The sequence below is a fragment of the Isoptericola sp. AK164 genome (assembly GCF_029643425.1).
Taxonomy (GTDB): Bacteria; Actinomycetota; Actinomycetes; order Actinomycetales; family Cellulomonadaceae; genus Isoptericola; species Isoptericola haloaureus.
This window is the reverse complement of sequence record NZ_CP119106.1, coordinates 1,645,762-1,665,352: the sequence shown is the minus strand read 5'-3', so window position 1 is coordinate 1,665,352 and position 19,591 is coordinate 1,645,762. Positions and strand designations below refer to the sequence as shown.

At 73.6% G+C, this 19,591-nt stretch carries 14 protein-coding genes; all 14 read right to left on the bottom strand.

Annotated features, from left to right (window positions below):
* Nucleotides 1-69: 69 nt before the first annotated feature.
* Nucleotides 70-1,509 carry a pyruvate kinase gene (pyk, locus tag PO879_RS07610; protein ID WP_278237305.1) on the bottom strand — a complete coding sequence of 480 codons (1,440 nt, stop codon included), beginning with the start codon at nucleotides 1,507-1,509 and terminating at the stop codon, nucleotides 70-72.
* 77 nt (nucleotides 1,510-1,586) lie between these two features.
* A complete protein-coding gene (locus tag PO879_RS07605; RefSeq protein ID WP_278237304.1) occupies nucleotides 1,587-3,053 on the bottom strand; it encodes a glutamate synthase subunit beta in 1,467 nt (488 codons plus the stop codon).
* Nucleotides 3,046-7,614, bottom strand: coding sequence for a glutamate synthase large subunit (gene gltB, locus PO879_RS07600; protein ID WP_278237303.1), 4,569 nt, complete (start codon nucleotides 7,612-7,614; stop codon nucleotides 3,046-3,048). Before gltB ends, PO879_RS07605 begins: the two co-directional genes overlap by 8 nt.
* Nucleotides 7,615-7,736: 122 nt before the next feature.
* Nucleotides 7,737-8,759 carry a prolipoprotein diacylglyceryl transferase gene (gene lgt / locus PO879_RS07595; RefSeq protein ID WP_278237302.1) on the bottom strand — a complete coding sequence of 341 codons (1,023 nt, stop codon included), beginning with the start codon at nucleotides 8,757-8,759 and terminating at the stop codon, nucleotides 7,737-7,739.
* On the bottom strand, nucleotides 8,756-9,607 hold the full coding sequence (gene trpA, locus PO879_RS07590) for a tryptophan synthase subunit alpha (protein WP_278237301.1): 852 nt from the start codon (nucleotides 9,605-9,607) through the stop codon (nucleotides 8,756-8,758). The genes lgt and trpA overlap by 4 nt, the downstream gene beginning before the upstream one ends.
* Nucleotides 9,604-10,860 carry a tryptophan synthase subunit beta gene (gene trpB / locus PO879_RS07585; protein WP_278237483.1) on the bottom strand — a complete coding sequence of 419 codons (1,257 nt, stop codon included), beginning with the start codon at nucleotides 10,858-10,860 and terminating at the stop codon, nucleotides 9,604-9,606. Before trpB ends, trpA begins: the two co-directional genes overlap by 4 nt.
* A gap of 107 nt (nucleotides 10,861-10,967) precedes the next feature.
* On the bottom strand, nucleotides 10,968-11,792 hold the full coding sequence (trpC, locus tag PO879_RS07580; protein WP_278237300.1) for an indole-3-glycerol phosphate synthase TrpC: 825 nt from the start codon (nucleotides 11,790-11,792) through the stop codon (nucleotides 10,968-10,970).
* A gap of 256 nt (nucleotides 11,793-12,048) precedes the next feature.
* Nucleotides 12,049-12,327 carry an HGxxPAAW family protein gene (locus tag PO879_RS07575; RefSeq protein ID WP_278237299.1) on the bottom strand — a complete coding sequence of 93 codons (279 nt, stop codon included), beginning with the start codon at nucleotides 12,325-12,327 and terminating at the stop codon, nucleotides 12,049-12,051.
* Between the two features lie 40 nt (nucleotides 12,328-12,367).
* Nucleotides 12,368-12,979 (bottom strand): Trp biosynthesis-associated membrane protein, encoded by a 612-nt coding sequence (locus PO879_RS07570; RefSeq protein ID WP_278237298.1) that lies wholly within the window; start codon nucleotides 12,977-12,979, stop codon nucleotides 12,368-12,370.
* Nucleotides 12,976-14,577 carry an anthranilate synthase component I gene (locus PO879_RS07565; RefSeq protein WP_278237297.1) on the bottom strand — a complete coding sequence of 534 codons (1,602 nt, stop codon included), beginning with the start codon at nucleotides 14,575-14,577 and terminating at the stop codon, nucleotides 12,976-12,978. Before PO879_RS07565 ends, PO879_RS07570 begins: the two co-directional genes overlap by 4 nt.
* Complete coding sequence (gene hisI, locus PO879_RS07560) at nucleotides 14,574-14,969, bottom strand: phosphoribosyl-AMP cyclohydrolase (RefSeq protein ID WP_278237296.1); 396 nt, start codon at nucleotides 14,967-14,969, stop codon at nucleotides 14,574-14,576. Before hisI ends, PO879_RS07565 begins: the two co-directional genes overlap by 4 nt.
* A 43-nt stretch (nucleotides 14,970-15,012) precedes the next feature.
* Entirely contained in the window at nucleotides 15,013-16,812 is a 1,800-nt protein-coding gene (locus PO879_RS07555) for an ABC transporter ATP-binding protein (protein ID WP_278237295.1), read from the bottom strand.
* On the bottom strand, nucleotides 16,809-18,707 hold the full coding sequence (locus tag PO879_RS07550; protein ID WP_278237294.1) for an ABC transporter ATP-binding protein: 1,899 nt from the start codon (nucleotides 18,705-18,707) through the stop codon (nucleotides 16,809-16,811). Before PO879_RS07550 ends, PO879_RS07555 begins: the two co-directional genes overlap by 4 nt.
* 109 nt (nucleotides 18,708-18,816) lie before the next feature.
* On the bottom strand, nucleotides 18,817-19,587 hold the full coding sequence (gene hisF, locus PO879_RS07545) for an imidazole glycerol phosphate synthase subunit HisF (protein WP_278237293.1): 771 nt from the start codon (nucleotides 19,585-19,587) through the stop codon (nucleotides 18,817-18,819).
* Nucleotides 19,588-19,591: the final 4 nt, after the last annotated feature.

The following is a 19,591-nucleotide window of genomic DNA, read 5'->3' as shown; positions in this document are numbered from 1 at the left end:
CGACGAGGGGCCCGGACCGCCGCAGCGGTCCGGGCCCCTCGTCGTCTCACCCGCCGGGGCGGGGAGGTGTCACTCGGCGATCGCGTGGGCGTCGGTGTGACTGCCCACCTTGTGCACGAGGATCGAGTTCGTCGTGCCGGGGACGCCCACCGGCGCACCCGAGACGATGACGACCCGGTCGCCGACCTCGGCGAGGCCGTTGGCCTGCAGCGTCTGGTCGACCTGACCGACCATCGCGTCGACCGAACCGACCTTCGGCACCTGGTAGCTGACGGTGCCCCAGGTCAGGGCCAGCACGTTGCGGACCGACTCCTCCGGGGTGAAGGCCAGCAGCGGGATGCCCGAGCGCAGGCGCGACATGCGCTTGGCCGAGTCGCCCGACTGGGTGAAGGTGACCAGGTACTTGGCCTCCAGCGAGTTGGCGATCTCCGCGGCGGCCCGCGTGATGATCCCCCCGCGGGTGTGCGGCGTCGAACCCAGCGGCGCGATGCGCTCGCGGCCGGCACCCTCGGTGGCCTCGATGATCGAGGCCATCGTCTCCACCGTGAGGATCGGGTAGTCGCCGACGGACGTCTCGCCGGAGAGCATGACCGCGTCGGCACCGTCGAGGACGGCGTTGGCGCAGTCCGAGGCCTCGGCACGGGTCGGGCGCGGGCTGGTGGTCATCGACTCCAGCACCTGGGTGGCCACGATCACCGGCTTGGCGTTGCGACGGGCCATCTCCACGATGCGCTTCTGCACCAGCGGGACCTGCTCGAGCGGCATCTCGACCGCGAGGTCGCCGCGGGCCACCATGAAGCCGTCGAACGCCGCGACGACCTCCTCGAGGTTGTCGACGGCCTGCGGCTTCTCGATCTTGGCGATGACCGGGACGACCCGGCCCTCCTCGTCCATGATCTTGCGGACGTCGTCGTAGTCGGCGGCGTTGCGCACGAAGGACAGCGCGATGAGGTCGGCGCCCATGCGCAGCGCCCAGCGCAGGTCGTCGGTGTCCTTCTCGCTCAGCGCGGGGACCGAGACGGCCACGCCGGGCAGGTTGAGGCCCTTGTTGTTGGAGACCGGACCCGGGACCTCGACGGTGGTGACGACGCGCGGCCCCTCGACGGCGGTGACCCGCACCCGGACCTTGCCGTCGTCGATCAGGATCGGGTCGCCGACGCGAGCGTCCTGCGGGAGGCCCTCGTGGGTCGTCGAGACGAGCTCGCGGGTCCCCACGACGTCCTCGGTCGTGATCGTGAGGGTGTCACCCTCGTTGAGGAAGTGCTTCTCGTCGCCGTCGAACCGCCCCAGGCGGATCTTCGGGCCCTGCAGGTCGACGAGGACGGCGACGTTGCGTCCCGCCTCCTTCGCCGCCGTGCGCACCCCGTGGTAGACGGTCTCGTGCTCCGACTGCTCCCCGTGGCTCCGGTTGATCCGGGCCACGTCCATACCTGCGTCGACCAGCTCCCGGAGCTTCTCCGGGGACGCCGTCGCGGGTCCGATGGTGCACACGATCTTCGCTCTGCGCATGTCTCCAGCCTCATCGTCGTACCGCCCCTGGACTTCCGGGGCGCGCTCGGACGCCACGGCGGCGCCCGGGTCCGTTGTCATCCTCTCAGGGCGACGGTGCGGGGGCCCACCGGGGCCGGCAGCTCCGTGGTCCCCTGCAGGTAGGCGTCGGCCGCGGCGGCCGCGGCGCGGCCCTCGGCGATCGCCCACACGATCAGCGACTGCCCGCGGCCGGCGTCGCCGGCCACGAACACGCCCGGCAGCGACGACGCGTAGTCGTCCTGCCGCTGCACCAGACCGCGCGAGGTCGTCTCGACGCCGGTCTGGTCCACCAGTTCCGTGATCTCCGGCCCGGTGAAGCCCATCGCGATGAGCACCAGGTCGGCCGGGATCTCGTGCTCCGTCCCCGCCTTGGGCACGCGCCGACCGTCCTCGAGGTACTCCGTCTCGGCGACCGTCAGGGCACGCACGGCGCCCTGCTCGTCGCTCAGGAACTCCACCGTCGAGGCGAGGAACGAGCGCTCCCCACCCTCCTCGTGCGAGCTCGAGACCTCGAACAGGATCGGGTCCGTGGGCCAGGGCTGGTGCGCCGGACGCTCCGTCGGCGGCTTCTTGCCGATCGCGAGCGTCGTCACGCTCGCGGCGCCCTGGCGCAGCGAGGTGCCGACGCAGTCCGACCCGGTGTCGCCACCGCCGATGACGATGACGTGCTTGCCCTCGGCCGTCGGCGCGCCCTCGACCGCGCCGCCGGCCACCGCCTTGTTCGACGGCGTGAGGAAGTCCATCGCGAACTCGACGCCGGCCAGGTCGCGGCCCGGGATCGACAGGTCGCGCGGGACCGTGGCCCCGGTGGCCACCACGACGGAGTCGAAGCGGCGGCGCAGCGCGTCCCACGTCACGTCCCGGCCGATCTCCACGCCGGCGCGGAACCGCGTGCCCTCGGCCTCCATCTGGGCCATCCGGCGGTCGATGTGGTGCTTCTCGAGCTTGAAGTCCGGGATGCCGTAGCGCAGCAGACCGCCGATGGCGTCGTCGCGCTCGTACACGACGACGGTGTGGCCCGCACGCGTGAGCTGCTGGGCGGCGGCGAGGCCGGCCGGACCGGACCCGACCACGGCGACGGTCTTGCCCGTCAGCCGCTGCGGGACCTGCGGGACGACCAGACCGCGCTCGAACGCCTCGTCGATGATCGAGACCTCGATGTTCTTGATCGTCACCGCGGGCTGGTTGATGCCCAGCACGCAGCTCGTCTCGCACGGCGCGGGGCACACCCGGCCGGTGAACTCGGGGAAGTTGTTCGTCGCGTGCAGCCGCTCGATCGCGTCGGCCCACTGGCCGGTGCGCACGAGGTCGTTCCACTCCGGGATGAGGTTGCCCAGCGGGCACCCCTGGTGGCAGAACGGGATGCCGCAGTCCATGCAGCGTCCGGCCTGCTCCTTGAGGAACGGCTGACCGTCCTCACGGATCGCGTACGTGTCCTTCCAGTCCCGCAGGCGGACCTCGACGGGCCTGCTCGGCGGGAGCTCGCGCTCCCGGACCTTGAGGAATCCACGGGGATCAGCCACGAGCCACCTCCATGATGCGCTCCCACAGCGTCGGGTCGAAGTCGTCGCCCTCGCCGAGCGGCGTGCCCGCCGACTCGGCCTCGGCCAGCGCGACGCGCACGTTGGCCCATCCGGGCGGGAGGACGCGCGAGAACCGGGCCCGCGTGCCCTCGTCGGCCAGCAGCTCGGCCGCCACCGGCGAACCGGTCTCGTCCAGGTGCCGCTGCAGCAGCGCGGACACCCGCTCCCAGTCCTCGTCCGAGAGCGCGCCGACGACGAGCTCGCCGGACGCCACGGCGGCGGCGTTCATCGCCGCGTCGCGCAGGTCGAGCACGTAGGCGATGCCGCCGGACATGCCGGCGCCGAAGTTGCGTCCGGTCGGACCCAGGACGAGGACCTCGCCGCCGGTCATGTACTCGCAGCCGTGGTCGCCCACGCCCTCGACGACGAGGGTCGCCCCCGAGTTGCGCACGCCGAAGCGCTCCCCCACGCGACCGCGCAGGAAGATCTCGCCCCGGGTGGCGCCGTAGCCGATGACGTTGCCGGCGATGACGTTCGCCGCGCCCTCGAGCACCGCGGCCTTGTCCGGACGGACGACCAGCCGGCCGCCGGAGAGGCCCTTGCCGACGTAGTCGTTCGCGTCCCCGTACAAGCGCAGCGTGACACCGTGCGGCACGAACGCGCCGAACGACTGCCCCGCGGACCCGGTGAGGGTCACGTCGACGGTGCCGTCGGGCAGGCCGTCGCCGCGGTACCGCTTGGTCACCTCGTGACCGAGCATGGTGCCGACCGTCCGGTTGACGTTGCGCACGGGCAGCTCGATCCGCACGGGCCGGCCGTCCTCGAGGGCGGGCCGGGCCTGGGCGATGAGCTGCTGGTCGAGCGCCTTGTCCAGGCCGTGGTCCTGGTCGTGCGTGCGGTGCAGCGACGACCCCTCCACGGGCTCGACCCGCTCCAGCACCGGGGCCAGGTTGAGGCCCTGGGCCTTCCAGTGGTCGACGACGCGGCGCGTGTCCAGGCGCTGGACCTGGCCCACGGCCTCCTCGACGGAGCGGAAGCCGAGCGCCGCCAGGTGCTCGCGCACCTCCTCGGCGATGTACTCGAAGAAGTTCACGACGAACTCCGGCTTGCCGGTGAACCGGCGGCGCAGCTCGGGGTTCTGCGTGGCCACGCCCACCGGGCAGGTGTCCAGGTGGCAGACCCGCATCATGATGCAGCCCGAGACGACCATCGGCGCGGTGGCGAAACCGAACTCCTCGGCACCGAGCAGCGCGGCCACGACGACGTCGCGCCCGGTCTTCATCTGCCCGTCGACCTGGACCGTGATGCGGTCGCGCAGGTTGTTGAGCACCAGGGTCTGCTGCGTCTCGGCCAGGCCGATCTCCCACGGCGTGCCCGCGTGCTTCAGCGAGGTCAGCGGGCTCGCGCCCGTGCCGCCGTCGTGCCCGGAGATGAGCACGACGTCCGCGTGCGCCTTGGACACGCCCGTGGCCACGGTGCCGACGCCGAACTCGGAGACGAGCTTGACGTGCACCCGGGCGCTCGGGTTCGCGTTCTTGGCGTCGTGGATGAGCTGCGCGAGGTCCTCGATCGAGTAGATGTCGTGGTGCGGCGGCGGCGAGATCAGCCCGACGCCCGGCGTCGAGTGACGCGTCTTGGCCACCCACGGGTAGACCTTGGGTCCGGGCAGCTGGCCGCCCTCGCCGGGCTTGGCGCCCTGGGCGAGCTTGAGCTGGATGTCGTCGGCCTGCGTGAGGTACTCGCTGGTGACGCCGAACCGGCCCGAGGCGATCTGCTTGACGCGCGAGCGGCGCTCGGGGTCGTAGAGACGCTCGGTGTCCTCGCCGCCCTCGCCGGAGTTCGACCGTCCGCCGAGCTGGTTCATCGCGATGGCGAGCGTCTCGTGCATCTCCTGGCTGATGGCCCCGTAGGACATCGCGCCGGTGTTGAAGCGCTTGACGATCTCGCTGACCGGCTCGACCTCGTCGATCGGCACGGGCTCGCGGTCGCCGGTGAACTCCAGCAGGCCGCGCAGCGTCATGAGCCGCTCGGACTGCTCGTCCACCCGCTGGGTGTACTGGCGGAAGATGTCCATGCGGCCCGAGCGCGTCGCGTGCTGCAGCCGGAACACGGTCTCCGGGTCGAAGAGGTGCTCCTCGCCGTCCCGGCGCCACTGGTACTCGCCACCGGTGGTCAGGCGCTCGTGCGGCGTGTGGTTGCCGGAGGCCGGGTAGGCCTCGGCGTGCCGCGCGGCGGTCTCGGCGGCGATCACGTCCAGGCCGATGCCGGCCAGGCGGCTCGTGGTGCCCGTGAAGTAGTCGTCGACCAGCTCGTGGGACAGACCGACGGCCTCGAAGACCTGGGCGCCCCGGTAGGACATGATCGTGGAGATGCCCATCTTGGACATCACCTTGAGCACGCCCTTGCCCAGCGCCGTGATGAGGTTCTTCACCGCGGCCTCGGGGGTGACCTGGAGGTACCCGCGCCGGGCGAGGTCCTCGACGGTCTCCATCGCCAGGTACGGGTTGACGGCCGCCGCGCCGTAGCCGATCAGCAGCGCGACGTGGTGGACCTCGCGCACGTCTCCGGCCTCGACCACCAGCGAGATCTGCGTGCGGGTGTGCCGGCGCAGCAGGTGGTGGTGCACGGCCGAGGTCAGCAGCAGCGACGGGATCGGGGCGCGCTCGGCGTCCGAGTCCCGGTCCGACAGCACGATGTGCGTCGCCCCGGCCTCGATCTCCGCGTCGACCTGGGCGAAGATCTCCTCCAGCCGGGCCTGCAGAGCACGTCCGCCGCCCGAGACGTCGTAGAGACCGCGCACGATGACGGCGCGGAACTCGCCCTCCAGCCGCTGGTCGCGCTCGATGCGCACGATCTTGGCCAGCTCGTCGTTGTCCAGCACCGGGAACGGCAGCTCGAGCTTGCGGGCGTGCTGCGGCGTCGCCTCCAGCAGGTTCGGCTCCGGGCCGATGGCGCTGCCGATCGAGGTGACCAGCTGCTCGCGGATCGAGTCCAGCGGCGGGTTGGTCACCTGGGCGAACATCTGGGTGAAGTAGTCGAACAGCAGCCGCGGCCGGTTCGACAGCACGGCCACCGGGGTGTCCGAGCCCATCGCGCCGAGCGGCTCCGCCGAGGTGTTGGCCATCGGCGTCAGGATGATCTTCAGCTCTTCGGAGGTGTAGCCGAACGCCCGCTGGCGCCGCTGCACCGACGCCGGCGAGTGGGCGACGTGCTCACGCTCCGGCAGCGAGTCCAGCGAGATCGAGTTCTGCTCGACCCACTCGCCGTACGGGCGCTGGGACGCGAGCTGGGACTTGACCTCGTCGTCCTCGACGATGCGCCCCTGCGCGGTGTCGACCAGGAACATCCGGCCGGGCTCGAGGCGGCCCTTGCGCACCACCGTGGCCGGGTCGAGGTCGAGCACGCCCGCCTCGGAGCCCAGCACGACGAGCCCGTCCTCGGTGACCCAGAACCGGCCCGGACGCAGACCGTTGCGGTCCAGGACGGCACCGATCAGCGTGCCGTCGGTGAAGGTCAGGCAGGCCGGGCCGTCCCACGGCTCGATGAGGTTCGCGTGGTACTGGTAGAAGGCGCGCCGCGCGGGGTCCATCTCGTCGTGGTTCTCCCACGCCTCGGGGACCATCATCAGCACCGAGTGCGGCAGCGAGCGGCCCGAGAGGTGGAGCAGCTCGAGGACCTCGTCGAAGCTCGCGGAGTCGCTGGACCCCGGGCTGCACACGGGCAGCAGGGGGCCCAGGTCGCCCAGCGCCTCGCTCGCCAGCTTGCCCTCGCGGGCCGCCATCCAGTTGCGGTTGCCGCGCACGGTGTTGATCTCGCCGTTGTGGGCGATGAGGCGGAACGGCTGGGCCAGGGGCCACGACGGGAACGTGTTCGTCGAGAACCGGGAGTGGACCAGCGCGATCTCCGAGGCGTACCGCGGGTCGGACAGGTCCGGGAAGAACGGCTCGAGCTGGGCCGTGGTCAGCATGCCCTTGTAGGTCAGCGTGCGGGCCGACAGCGAGGCGAGGAAGAGCTCCAGCTCGTTCTCCGCCCGCTTGCGCAGCCGGTAGGCGCGACGGTCGAGCTCGATGCCCGCCAGCTCGCGCTGCGGGTCGGCGACCACGACCTGGCGGAACGTCGGCATCGAGGCCCGGGCGGTCGGACCCACCAGGTCGACCGTCACCGGGACGTCGCGCCAGGCGAGGACGTCGAGCTTCTCCTCGGCGGCGATCGTCTCGAACCGCCGGGCGAGCTTGTCCGCGTCCTCGAGCTCCTGCGGCAGGAACGCCATGCCGATGGCGTACTGGCCCGCCGGCGGGAGCTCGGCGTCCACCACGTCGCGCAGGAAGGCGTCGGGGATCTGGGTCAGGATGCCCGCTCCGTCACCGCTGTCCTCCTCGGCACCCACCGCTCCGCGGTGGTCGAGGTTGAGCAGGGCGGTGAGGCCGGCGTCGACGATGTCGCGCCCGGGGGTCCCTCGCAGTGTCGCGACGAACGCGACGCCACAGGCGTCGTGCTCGCTCGCGGGGTCGTAGAGGCCCTGCGCCTCGGGTGGCGCGACCCAGTGCTGCGGCGTGGTCATCAACACCGTCCTCCTGTGCACCCGCACGCGGGCGCGTCTCTTCCATGGGTGGTGCGGGACGTCGTCGGCCCGTCGGGACTGTCGAGCGAGCCGGCCGGGGTGGTTCCCCCGCCGGCACCGCTCTAGGAGCGCGAGGCCGGGTCCTGGTCGGTCCCGGCCGACGACGCGTCCTGGTCGGTCGTGGCTCTCGTGTCGGTGACCTCCTCGCCGGGGCCGGAGTCGGCCGTCCCCGCGGGAGCGTCGTCGGTCTCGGTCTGTGCATCGGTGACCTGCCGCGTGTCGTCCGCACGACCCGGCAGTGCGACACCGTCCTCGCGACCGGGACGCAGCCGACCGATGACGACGAACGCGACGAGGGCACCCAGGCCGACGACGATCGACGTCCACACGTTCAGCCGCAGCCCGAGCACCATCTCAGCGGTGTCGATGCGGAGCATCTCGATCCACACCCTACCGAGGGTGTAGACCGCGACGTAGGCCCAGAATACCCTCCCATGACCGAGCCTGTACCGGCGATCGAGCCAGATCAGAAGGGCGGCAGCCGCGAGGTTCCACAGCATCTCGTACAGGAACGTGGGGTGGAACAGCGTGCCCTCGGCGTACTGCACGCCCGTGGCCGGGTCGATCGGCAGGTAGGCGGGGTCGATCGCCAGCCCCCACGGCAGGTCCGTCGGGGCGCCGAAGAGCTCCTGGTTGAACCAGTTGCCGAGCCGTCCGATGGCCTGGGCGACGAGCAGGCCCGGGGCCAGCGCGTCGGCGAAGCTGCTCAGGCGCACCCCCTGGCGGCGACAGCCGATCCAGGCGCCCACGGCTCCGAGCGCGACCGCTCCCCAGATGCCCAGTCCGCCCTGCCAGATGTACAGCGCCGAGACGGGGTCGCCGTTCTCGCCCCAGTAGGGGTCCGGCGTGGAGATCACGTGGTAGATCCGCCCGCCGACGATGCCGAAGGGGACGGCCCAGAACGCGATCTCGAGGACGTCGTCGGGGTCGCCGCCGCGGTCCTTCCAGCGGCGCATCGTCATCCAGACGGCGACGACGATGCCGGCGAGGATCGCCAGGGCGTAGGCGCGCAGCGGGACGGGACCGAGGTACCAGGTGTGCTCGGGCGGGCTGGGGATCAGCGTCACGAGACGGTCCGCGCTCATGCGTCACCCCCGGCGACGCCGGTGCGGGCGCGCGCGACGCCGGCGGCCAGCTCGCGCGTGACCTCGCCGAGCGCCTCGAGACGCTCCGGCCAGGGCTCCTCGCCCAGCAGCGTGCGCACGAACGCCGAGCCGACGATCACGCCGTCGGCGAAGCGGCCGACCTCGGCGGCCTGCTCCCCCGTCGAGACGCCGAGGCCGACGCACACGTGCGAGGCCCCGGCCGCCCGGGTGTCGGCGACGAGCTGCTCGGCGCGGTCGCCCACCGAGGCACGGGTGCCGGTGACGCCCATCGTCGAGGCGGCGTAGACGAAGCCGCGCGAGGCCTGCGCGGTCAGGCGCAGCCGCTCGGGCGTCGAGCTCGGCGCGACGAGGTAGACCTTGTCCAGCCCGTGCTCGTCGGCGGCGGCGTTCCAGTCGTCCGCCTCGTCCGGGATGAGGTCGGGCGTGATCATGCCCGCTCCGCCCGCGGCCGCGAGGTCCCGGGCGAAGGCGGCCACGCCGTAGCGCAGCACGGGGTTGTAGTACGACATGACCAGCGCCGGGACCTCGCCGCCGGACCGCTCGGCCACGGCCTCGACCACGCGCAGCACGTCGCGCACGCGCGCGCCGCCGGCCAGCGCCGCCTCGGCGGCCTGCTGGATGACGGGACCGTCCATGACCGGGTCCGAGTAGGGCACGCCGATCTCGACGACATCCACGCCGGCGTCGACCATCGTCGTCATGGCCTGCACCGACCGCTCCACGTCCGGGTAGCCCACGGGCAGGTAGCCCACGAGCGCGGGCCGGCCCTGCGCGCGCAGCGCGTCCAGGCGCGTCGCCGTCGGCGACGTCGTCACCGTCCGGGTCACTGGTCTCCCTCCGTCGCGGGCTCCTCGTGCAGCAGCCCGAACCAGCGTGCCGCCGTGGCCACGTCCTTGTCCCCGCGTCCGGAGAGGTTGACCAGGAGCACCTGGTCGCGCTGCCCGGCGTCGGCCAGCCGGCGGCCGACGCGCAGCACGCCCGCCAGGGCGTGCGCGGACTCGATGGCGGGGATGATGCCCTCGGTCCGGCACAGCAGCCGGAAGGCCTCCATCGCCTCCGCGTCCGTCACCGGCTCGTAGGTGGCGCGGCCGATGTCGTGCAGCCACGAGTGGGCCGGGCCCACGCTCGGGTAGTCCAGCCCCGCGGACACCGAGTGGCTGGGGCGGGTCTGGCCGTCGTCGTCCTGCAGCAGGTAGGACCGTGCCCCGTGCAGCACGCCGGGGGCGCCGCCGGAGAACCGCGCGGCGTGGCGGCCGGACTCGATGCCCTCGCCGCCGGCCTCGAAGCCGTACAGGTCGACGCCGTCGTCGTCGAGGAAGGCGTTGAAGATGCCGAGCGCGTTGGACCCGCCGCCGACGCACGCCGCGACGGCGTCCGGCAGGCGACCCACGCGCTCGAGCATCTGCTCGCGGGCCTCGGCGCCGATGATCCGGTGGAACTCGCGCACCATCTCGGGGAACGGGTGCGGGCCGGTGACGGTGCCGAGCAGGTAGTGCGTGGACTCGACGTTGGTGACCCAGTCGCGCAGCGCCTCGTTGATGGCGTCCTTGAGCGTCCGGGTCCCCAGGGTCACCGGGACGACGGTGGCCCCGAGCAGCTCCATGCGCGCCACGTTCAGCGCCTGGCGGCGGGTGTCCTCCTCGCCCATGTAGACGACGCACTCCAGGCCCATGAGGGCCGCGGCGGTCGCGGTGGCCACCCCGTGCTGGCCGGCGCCGGTCTCCGCGATGACGCGCGACTTGCCCATGCGCTTGACCAGCAGGGCCTGGCCCAGCACGTTGTTGATCTTGTGCGAGCCGGTGTGGTTCAGGTCCTCGCGCTTGAGGAAGATGCGCACCGCGTCGCCGCCGGCGTGCTCGGCGAACCGCGGCACCTCGGTCAGGGGCGAGGGGCGGCCCGTGTACTCCCGGTGCAGACGGCTCAGGTCGGCGGCGAACGCCGGGTCCTGCTGGGCCTTGCGGAACTCGGCCTCGAGCTCGTCGAGGGCGGCGATCAGCGCCTCGGGGACGTACCGGCCGCCGAACTGGCCGAAGTACGGCCCGTGGACGTCGGCGAGGCGGCCGGCGTCCTGGTCGGCCAGGGTCTCGGTCAGCGCGTCGCGCACGGGCTGGTGGGGCTGCTCGGGCACAGGCGCTCCTTCTTCACGAACGGGGACGGGTGGGATGTCGAGGGCCGGGCGGGCGCCGGTCAGGGCTGCACGGCCGGCCGGACCGACCAGAGCGAGGGGTGCTGACCGGCCGCGACCAGGTCGGCCACCGAGCGACGCGGCTCGCCGTCGGTCACGAGCGCCTCGCCGACCAGGACCGCGTGGGCCCCGGACCGCGCGTACTCCATCACGTCGTGCGGACCGCGGACGCCGGACTCGGCGACGCGGACGACGTCGTCGGGGATGAGGGGGGCGAGCTGGGCGAAGGTGTCGCGCCGCACCTCGAGGGTCTTCAGGTCGCGGGCGTTGATCCCCACCACGCGGGCGCCGGCGTCGAGCGCCCGGTGCACCTCGTCGGCGGTGTGCGCCTCCACCAGGGCCGTCATGCCCAGGGAGTGCACCCGCTCGACGAGCGAGGTCAGCACCGTCTGCTCCAGCGCGGCGACGATGAGCAGCACCAGGTCGGCGCCGTGCGCGCGCGCCTCCCAGACCTGGTAGGGGGTCACGACGAAGTCCTTGCGCAGCACGGGGACGTCGACGGTCGCGCGGACGGCGTCGAGGTCGGCCAGGCTGCCGCCGAAGCGACGCTGCTCGGTCAGCACCGAGATGACGCTGGCGCCGCCGGCGGCGTACTCCCCGGCGAGGGCGGCGGGATCGCTGATCGGGGCGAGGTCCCCCTTGGACGGACTGGACCGCTTGACCTCGGCGATCACCGCGACGCGGTCCTCGGACCGCAGCATGTCGCAGCACTCCAGGGCCCCGGGAACCCGCGCAGCACGCTGCTTGAGCTCCTCGAGCGAGGTCCGTGCCTGACGCTCGGCGAGGTCCTCCCGGACCCCGGCGACGATGTCCTCCAGGACTGTCATGCTCTCCCCTCCCCCGGACGTGTTCCTGCCATGGTAGGCCGGTCACGCAGCGGGACGGACCACCGACCGGTGGGCGAGACGCCCCGGCGGCATCCTGACGCCGCTCGCGACCGGCACGGACGGCACATCGTTATGTCTCCGTGACGCGGCGCGCGGGGCGCGTCCCTCCGCCGTCCGCCCGCCGTCCCCCCGTCACGACGACGGCGCCCCGACCCGTCGTGGGTCGGGGCGCCGTCGGGGGCGTGGGCAGCGGGCGTCAGTGCCCGGCCCGGTCCTGCCGCGCGGGCATGCCGGGCCGCGGCTGGCCATAGCCCATGTTGCGCATGACGAGGCCGACGACGCAGGAGACCACCACGACGGCGAGCCCGGCCCAGAAGAGCGCGAAGGGCACGCCCGGCAGGCAGCCGAGCGAGGCGAGGAGCGCACCCAGGATGACGCCGGTCATCGCGGTCCACGCCGCCAGCGTGTGGCCGTGGTTGGTGGGCGGGACCGCTTCCGGCAGGTACGTCGGCTCGGCGGTGCTGTGGTCGGTCATGGGTGCAGTAGGCCTTTCGTCACGAAGTTCAGGGCTCAGACTACCGGTCCGACGACGGATCGGTGCCGCGGGAGAGGGCGTCCCAGTCGGCCTGCGGGTCGGCCTCGTCCGCGCCGGCCGCGGCCTGCCCGGAACCGTCGACCGGGCCGTCGACCGGCCCGGCGGCCGGCACCCGCTCGTGCCGTCCGCCGGTGGCGCTCCACCTCCCGGCGCCGAGCGTGGCGAGGACGGCGACGACGACGATCGCGGCGCCGGTGACCAGGGCCAGCCACGGCCACGGCGTCAGGTCCACGGGGGCGGTCAGCTCGGTCACGCCGGCGGCGTCCGCGGCGGCGGCGACCGCCGGACCGGCCGGGTCGCGCAGCACGGCGACGGTGCCGGCCACGACGGCCAGCCCGGCGAGCCCGGCCACGACCAGGGCCAGCCGCCGGGCGACCCGGCCGGCGAGCGTCGTGGCCAGCGCGCACGCCAGGGTCACGAACGCCGCGGCGCTGACCACGGGGGCGGCCGACGTGCCCGCGACCTCGACCGCGACCTCCGGCTCCAGGGCCGTGGCCACCGTGGTGCGCAGCCAGACCGGTGCCGAGACGCCGAAGGTCGCCCCGCCCAGCGCGAGCAGCAGCACCACGGCGCGCGAGCGCGTGCGGATCACGACGCCCGCCCCGTGCCGAGGTCGGCGAACCGCGCCGCGAGCTGCACCGCACGGACGGCGGCGGCGGCCTTGTTCCGCGACTCGGCGTACTCCAGGGCCGGGACCGAGTCGGCCACGATGCCGCCGCCGGCCTGGACCGAGGCCCGACCCTCGCGCAGGAACGCCGTCCGGATGGCGATGGCCATGTCCATGTTGCCGCCGAAGTCGAGGTAGCCGCAGGTCCCGCCGTAGATGCCGCGCGAGGCGGGCTCCAGCTCGTCGATCAGGGCGATCGCCCGGGGCTTCGGGGCGCCGGAGAGCGTCCCGGCCGGGAACGTCGCCCGGAACGTCTCCAGCGCGGTGGCACCCGGACGCAGCCGGCCCACGACGGTCGAGCACAGGTGCATGATGTGGCTGAACCGGCGCGTGACCATGAACTCGACGACCTCGACGGTGGTGGGCTCGCACACCTTGACCAGGTCGTTGCGGGACAGGTCGACGAGCATGAGGTGCTCGGCCCGCTCCTTCGGGTCGGCGATGAGCTCCTCGGCCAGCGCCACGTCCTCCTCGACGGTCGCGCCGCGCGGCCGCGACCCGGCGATTGGGTACGTCGTGACGTGCCCGGCGTCGACCTTGACCAGGGTCTCGGGGCTGGAGCCCACGACGGCGAAGTCCCGCTCGCGGTGGTCGCGCAGTTGGAAGTAGTACATGTACGGGCTCGGGTTGATCGTCCGCAGCGCCCGGTAGACGTCCAGCGGCTCGGCCGGGCAGTCGAGGTCGAGCCGCTGCGAGAGCACGACCTGGAAGACCTCGCCCTCGCGGATCGCCTCCTTGCCGGCCCGGACCGCGTCCTCGAAGTCGTCGCGGGTCGAGCGGAACTCCAGCCCGGGCTCCGCGGCGGTCGGGTCGACGACGGTGCGCACCGGCGTGGTCGGCGCCGCGAGACCCGCGGCCAGCCGGTCCAGCCGGGCCACCGCGTCCGCGTGGGCCTCGTCGACCCGCTCGTCGGTGTCGTCGGCGTTGATCGCGTTCGCGATGAGCCACACCGACCCGGAGTGGTGGTCGAACGCGACGAGGTCGGTGGCCAGCGACAGCGCGACCTCGGGCACGTCCAGCTCGTCGGGAGCCTCGGCCGGCAGCGTCGGCTCCCAGTGCCGGACGACGTCCCAGCCCATCGCCCCGACGAAGCCGCCGGTCAGCGGGGGCAGCCCGTCGATCGGCTCGGTGCGCAACGCCTGCAGGGCGGCCTCGAGCACGTCGAGCACGTCGCCCTCGGCCGGGATGCCGGCAGGCACGTCGCCCCGCCAGACGGCGCGGCCGCCGTCGGACAGCAACGTCGCCCGGGAGTCCACGCCGACGAACGACCACCGCGCCCAGGCGCCGCCGGAGTCGGCCGACTCCAGCACGAAGGTGCCGGGGCGTCCCTGCGCGAGCGTGCGGTACAGCCCGACCGGGGTGACGTCGTCGGCCAGGACGCGGCGCACCACGGGGATGACCCGCCGGTCGCGCGCCAGCTCGCGGAAGGTGCCCAGTCCCGGCCACGTGGCGCCCCAGGTGAGCTCGTCGGCCGTCGGTGCGACGGCAGGAGCCTGGGCGGAGGTCGAGGCAGGAGTGGTCACCGGTTCTCCTCGGCGGTCTCGTCGGGGCGGCGGCCGACGACGGCGCTGAGCTCGCCGCCGGCCTCGAAGCAGGTGCGCGTGCCCGTGTGGCAGGCGGCGCCCACCTGGTCCACGCGCACGAGCAGGGCGTCGCCGTCGCAGTCGAGGGCGACGGACCGGACGTACTGGCGGTGTCCGGAGGTGTCCCCCTTGCGCCAGTACTCGCCGCGGGACCGGCTCCAGAACGTCACCCGTCCCGTCGTCAGCGTGCGGCCCAGGGCCTCGTCGTCCATCCAGCCGAGCATCAGCACCTCGCCGGAGTCGTGCTGCTGCACGATCGCGGCGACGAGGCCCTGCTCGTCACGCTTGAGGCGGGCGGCCACGGCCGGGTCGAGGGAGTTCTGGTTCTGCACGCCAGCATCCTTTCACGTCGCGGGCGCCGGACGGGGCCGCGTCTCAGCGGGTCTGGGCCACCCACGAGGCGTGCATGCGGGCGTACACGCCGCCGGCCGCCGCCAGCTCCTCGTGCGGCCCGACCTCGACGACGTGCCCGTCGTCGACGACCACGACGAGGTCGCTCGCCTCGGCGGTGGACAGCCGGTGGGCGATGGTGATCGTCGAGCGTCCGGAGGTGAGCGCGTCCAGCGCCCGCGCGATGCGCACCTCGGTGGCCGGGTCGACCGCCGAGGTCGCCTCGTCCAGCACGAGCAGGTCGGGGGCGGCCAGGTGGGCGCGCGCGACCGCGACGAGCTGCCGCTCGCCCGCGGACAGCGCCTCGCCGCGCTGGCCGACGTCGGTGTCCAGCCCGGCCGCCAGCCCCTCGACCCAGTCCGTCAGCCCGAGGGCCTCGAAGGCCGCGGCCACCCGGGCACGGACCTCGGGGTCGTCGGGCACGGCACCGGGCAGCCCGTAGGCGGCGTTGGTCAGCACCGTGCCGTCGAAGAGGAAGCCCTCCTGCGGCACCAGGACCACGCGCTCGCGCAGACGGGCCAGCGGGATCTGCCGCAGGTCGACGCCGTCGAGCTCCACACGACCCTCGGTGGGGTCCATGAGTCGCGTGACGAGCTTGGCGATCGTCGTCTTGCCCGACCCCGTCTGGCCGACGACGGCGACCTTGCGGCGGGCGGGCAGCTCGAGGTCGACGCCGTGCAGGACCTCCGGCCCCTCGGGGTAGGCGTAGCGCACCCCGCGCAGCGCGACGTGCGCGTCCCCGCGGGGGGACTCGACGCCGTCCTCGCCCGCGTCGACGACGTCCAGCGGCGTCTCGACGACCGCCAGCACGCGCCGCCATCCCGCCACGGCGTTCTGCAGCTCGTTGAGGATCTCCGTGGCCATCTGGACCGGACCGGTGAAGAGCTGGACCAGGAACAGGAACGCGACGAGCTGCCCGGCCGTGAGCCCTCCCCCGATGCCGAGGTAGGAGCCCACCACCACCACGACGGCCAGGACCAGGTTGGCCATGAACGTCCCGGAGGAGAACACGCTCGCCACCAGCAGCAGCGCACGGCCCTGGGTCCGCCGGGCCGCCTCGATCGCCGTGTCGATGCGCCGGCCGGTGCGGTCCTCGACGCCGTACGAACGCACGGTCTCGGCGCCCACGACGGCCTCCGAGACGGCACCGAGCATCGCGCCGACCTTCTCGCGCGAGCGCCCGAAGGCCCGGCCGACCGACCGCTGGGCGTAGCGCAGGACGATGAACAGCGGCACGAAGCACAGCCAGACCACGACGGTCAGGGCCGGCGAGTACACGGCCATGAGGACGGTGGCCACGGCGATCTGCAGGCTGGAGACCAGCAGCATGATCCCGCCCCACTGCACGAAGTGGGAGATCTGGTCGACGTCGGTCGTCACGCGCGAGACCAGGGCGCCGCGCCGTTCGGAGCCCTGGGACAGGGTGGACAGGTCGTGCACGTGGCGGAACGCCCGCACGCGCAGCGTGGCCAGACCGGCCTCGGTGGTGCGGAAGAGACGGACGTTGACGACGGCGGTGCACAGCCCGGCGACGACGATCGCCCCGGCGGCGAGCAGGGTCAGCGTCAGGACGCGCGAGGCGTCCGGGCCGCCGGCGGCGAGGATGCCGTCGTCGACCGTGCGCTGGACCGCCAGGGGCACCACGACCCGGCCGGCGGCCGCCAGGACGGCCAGCGCCAGCGTGATCCACAGCCCCTGGACGATCTGCGGCGAGATCTCCAGACCGCGTCGCAGGGTGGCGAGCACCCCCAGGTCGCTGGCGGACGCGATGCGCGAGTCGCTCATCGGACCTCCTCCGTCTCGGTCTCCCAGGGTTCGCGGGCGTCCTCGCCGGCGGCCCGCTCGTCGGCGAGCTCGCGCTCGCGGCGCGCCGTCTCGACCTCGTAGGCGGTGGCGAGCTCGCGGTAGCCCGGGTCGCGGGCGAGCAGCTCGTCGTGGGTGCCGACGTCGACGACGCGTCCGGCGTCGAGGTGCACGACGACGTCGGCCATCGTCACCGAGGACATCCGGTAGGCCACCATGACGACGGTGGTGGCGCGGCGGCCGTCGGCCGTGGTGGTCGCCAGCCCCGTGAGGATCTCCTGCTCGACGCGGGGGTCGACGGCGCTGGTGGCGTCGTCGAGGACGAGCAGCCGGGGACGCCGCACGAGCGCGCGGGCGATGGCCAGGCGTTGGCGCTGCCCGCCGGAGAGGTTCGCGCCGCGCTCGCCGAGACGGGCGTCCAGACCGTCGGGCAGGGCGCGCACGACGTCGTCGACGCGGGCCAGCGCGAGGGCCTCCCAGACGGCGGCGTCGATCTGGGGCGAGACGTCGTCCGCCAGGGTCACGTTGGCGCGCACGGTGTCCTCGAAGACGAAGGTCTGCTGCCCGACCAGGGACACCTGCGCCGGGATCTGTCCGTCGCCGAGACGCCGGACGTCGGTGCCGTCCAGGAGCACGGTGCCGCGCGTGGGGTCGCTGAGGCGGCTCAGCAGCGAGACCAGCGTGGTCTTGCCCGCGCCGGTGGCCCCGACCACGGCGACGGTCGTGCCGGACGGCACGTCCAGGTCGACGCCGTCGAGCAGGCGCGCGGTGCGCCCGGCGGCCGGCACGTCCACGCCGACGCCCTCGAGCCGGACGGCCAGCCCCGCCTCCCCGGGCGGCATCGGCTCGTCCCCGGGGACGAGCTCGCCGCGCGCGTCCAGGACACGGGTGATGCGCTCGTGGCCGACCAGGGCGCGCGGCAGCTCGCCGAGCACCCAGCCGAAGGCGCGCACCGGGACCGCCATCAGGGTGAGCAGGTACGCGGCCGTGACGACGTCGCCGACGTCGACCGCGCCGGCCGCGGCGCGGGCGGCGCCGACGCCGAGGACGAGCAGCGTGCCGAGGTTGGGCAGCAGCTCGATGACGGGGTCGAACACCGCGCGCACCTGCCCGACACGCACGTTGGCGGCGCGCAGGTCGTCGGTCGCGCGGCCGAACCGCTCCTCCTCGCGGTCCGCGGTGCCGAGGGACTTGACCAGCAGGGCGGCCTCGAAGGACTCGTGCGCGACGTCGGCGACCTCGGCGCGCAGCTGCTGCGCGCGGGTCGCGGCGGGCGCCATGTGCCGCTGGAAGACGAGGTTGGCCACGATGGCGGCGGGGATGACGAGCAGGGCCGACAGTGCGAGCCAGGGGTCGATGGCGAAGAGCATCACCGTGGCGACGCCGATCATCACCACGACGCCGAGGGCGAACGGCAGCGGGTTGAAGACGCCGGTGGCGGCCTCCACGTCGGCGCTGGCGTTGGACAGCAGCTGACCCGCCGGGTGCGAGCGATGCCAGGACATCGGCAGGCGCAGGTACTGGCGGGTGACGCCGCGGCGGTGCTGCGCTTGCAGCCCGACGTTGCCCCAGCCGGCCCAGATGCGCCGTCCGGCCACCGACAGCGCGAGCGTCAGGGCGACCAGGGCGAGCACTCCCCCGGCGAGCCAGATGTCCGCCCGGGCGGTCTCGTCACCCGACAGCGCGGGCACGACCACCGCGTCGGTCGCCCAGCCGACGGCTCGACTGACCGCCACGGTCGCGGCACCGAACACGGCCGAGGCCGCCACCGCGGCCCCGAACAGCCGCGGCTCGGCACGCAGGCCCCGCCACAGCAGCGCGGCGCTGCGGCGCAGGCGCGACCCGGTGAGGGTCGCCGGACGGGCAGTTTCGGGCACGGAAGGACCTCGCAGTCGTCTCGGGGATCGGACAGATCCTAGCGCGCCCCGGGCAACGGCCCGCGGCCCCCGTCGTCCGGCGCCTCGCCGACGGGCCGGTCCCGGTGGCTCAGCGCACCTCGACGCCGGCGGCGCGCATCGCGTCCTTGACCTCGCCGATGGTCAACGTGGAGAAGTGGAACACGCTGGCCGCCAGGACGGCGTCCGCCCCGGCGCGCGCCGCGGCGACGAAGTCCTCGGGGGTGCCCGCCCCGCCCGAGGCGACCAGCGGGACGTGGACGCGTTCGCGCACGGCGCGGAGCATCTCCAGGTCGAACCCGCCGGTGGTGCCGTCGGCGTCCATCGAGTTCAGCAGGATCTCGCCGGCACCGAGCCCGGCGGCGCGCTCCGCCCACTCCACGGCGTCGATGCCGGTCCCCCGGCGGCCGCCGTGCGTGGTGACCTCGTACCCCGAGGGCGTCGTGGTGTCCCCCGTGACGCGACGGGCGTCGACCGAGAGCGTGAGGACCTGGTTGCCGAACCGGTCGGCGATCTCCGCGATGAGCTCGGGACGCGCGATCGCCGCGGTGTTGACCCCGACCTTGTCGGCACCGGCCCGCAGCAGCCGGTCCACGTCGTCGGTCGAGCGCACGCCGCCGCCCACGGTGAGGGGCACGAAGACCTGCTCCGCCGTGCGGCGCACGACGTCGACCATCGTCTCCCGGCCGCCCGAGGAGGCCGAGACGTCGAGGAACGTCACCTCGTCGGCGCCCTCGTGGTCGTACCGGTCGGCGAGCTCGACCGGGTCGCCGGCGTCGCGCAGGTTGGCGAAGTTGACGCCCTTGACGACACGTCCGGCGTCGACGTCGAGGCACGGGATCACCCGAACGGCCACGGTCATGCGG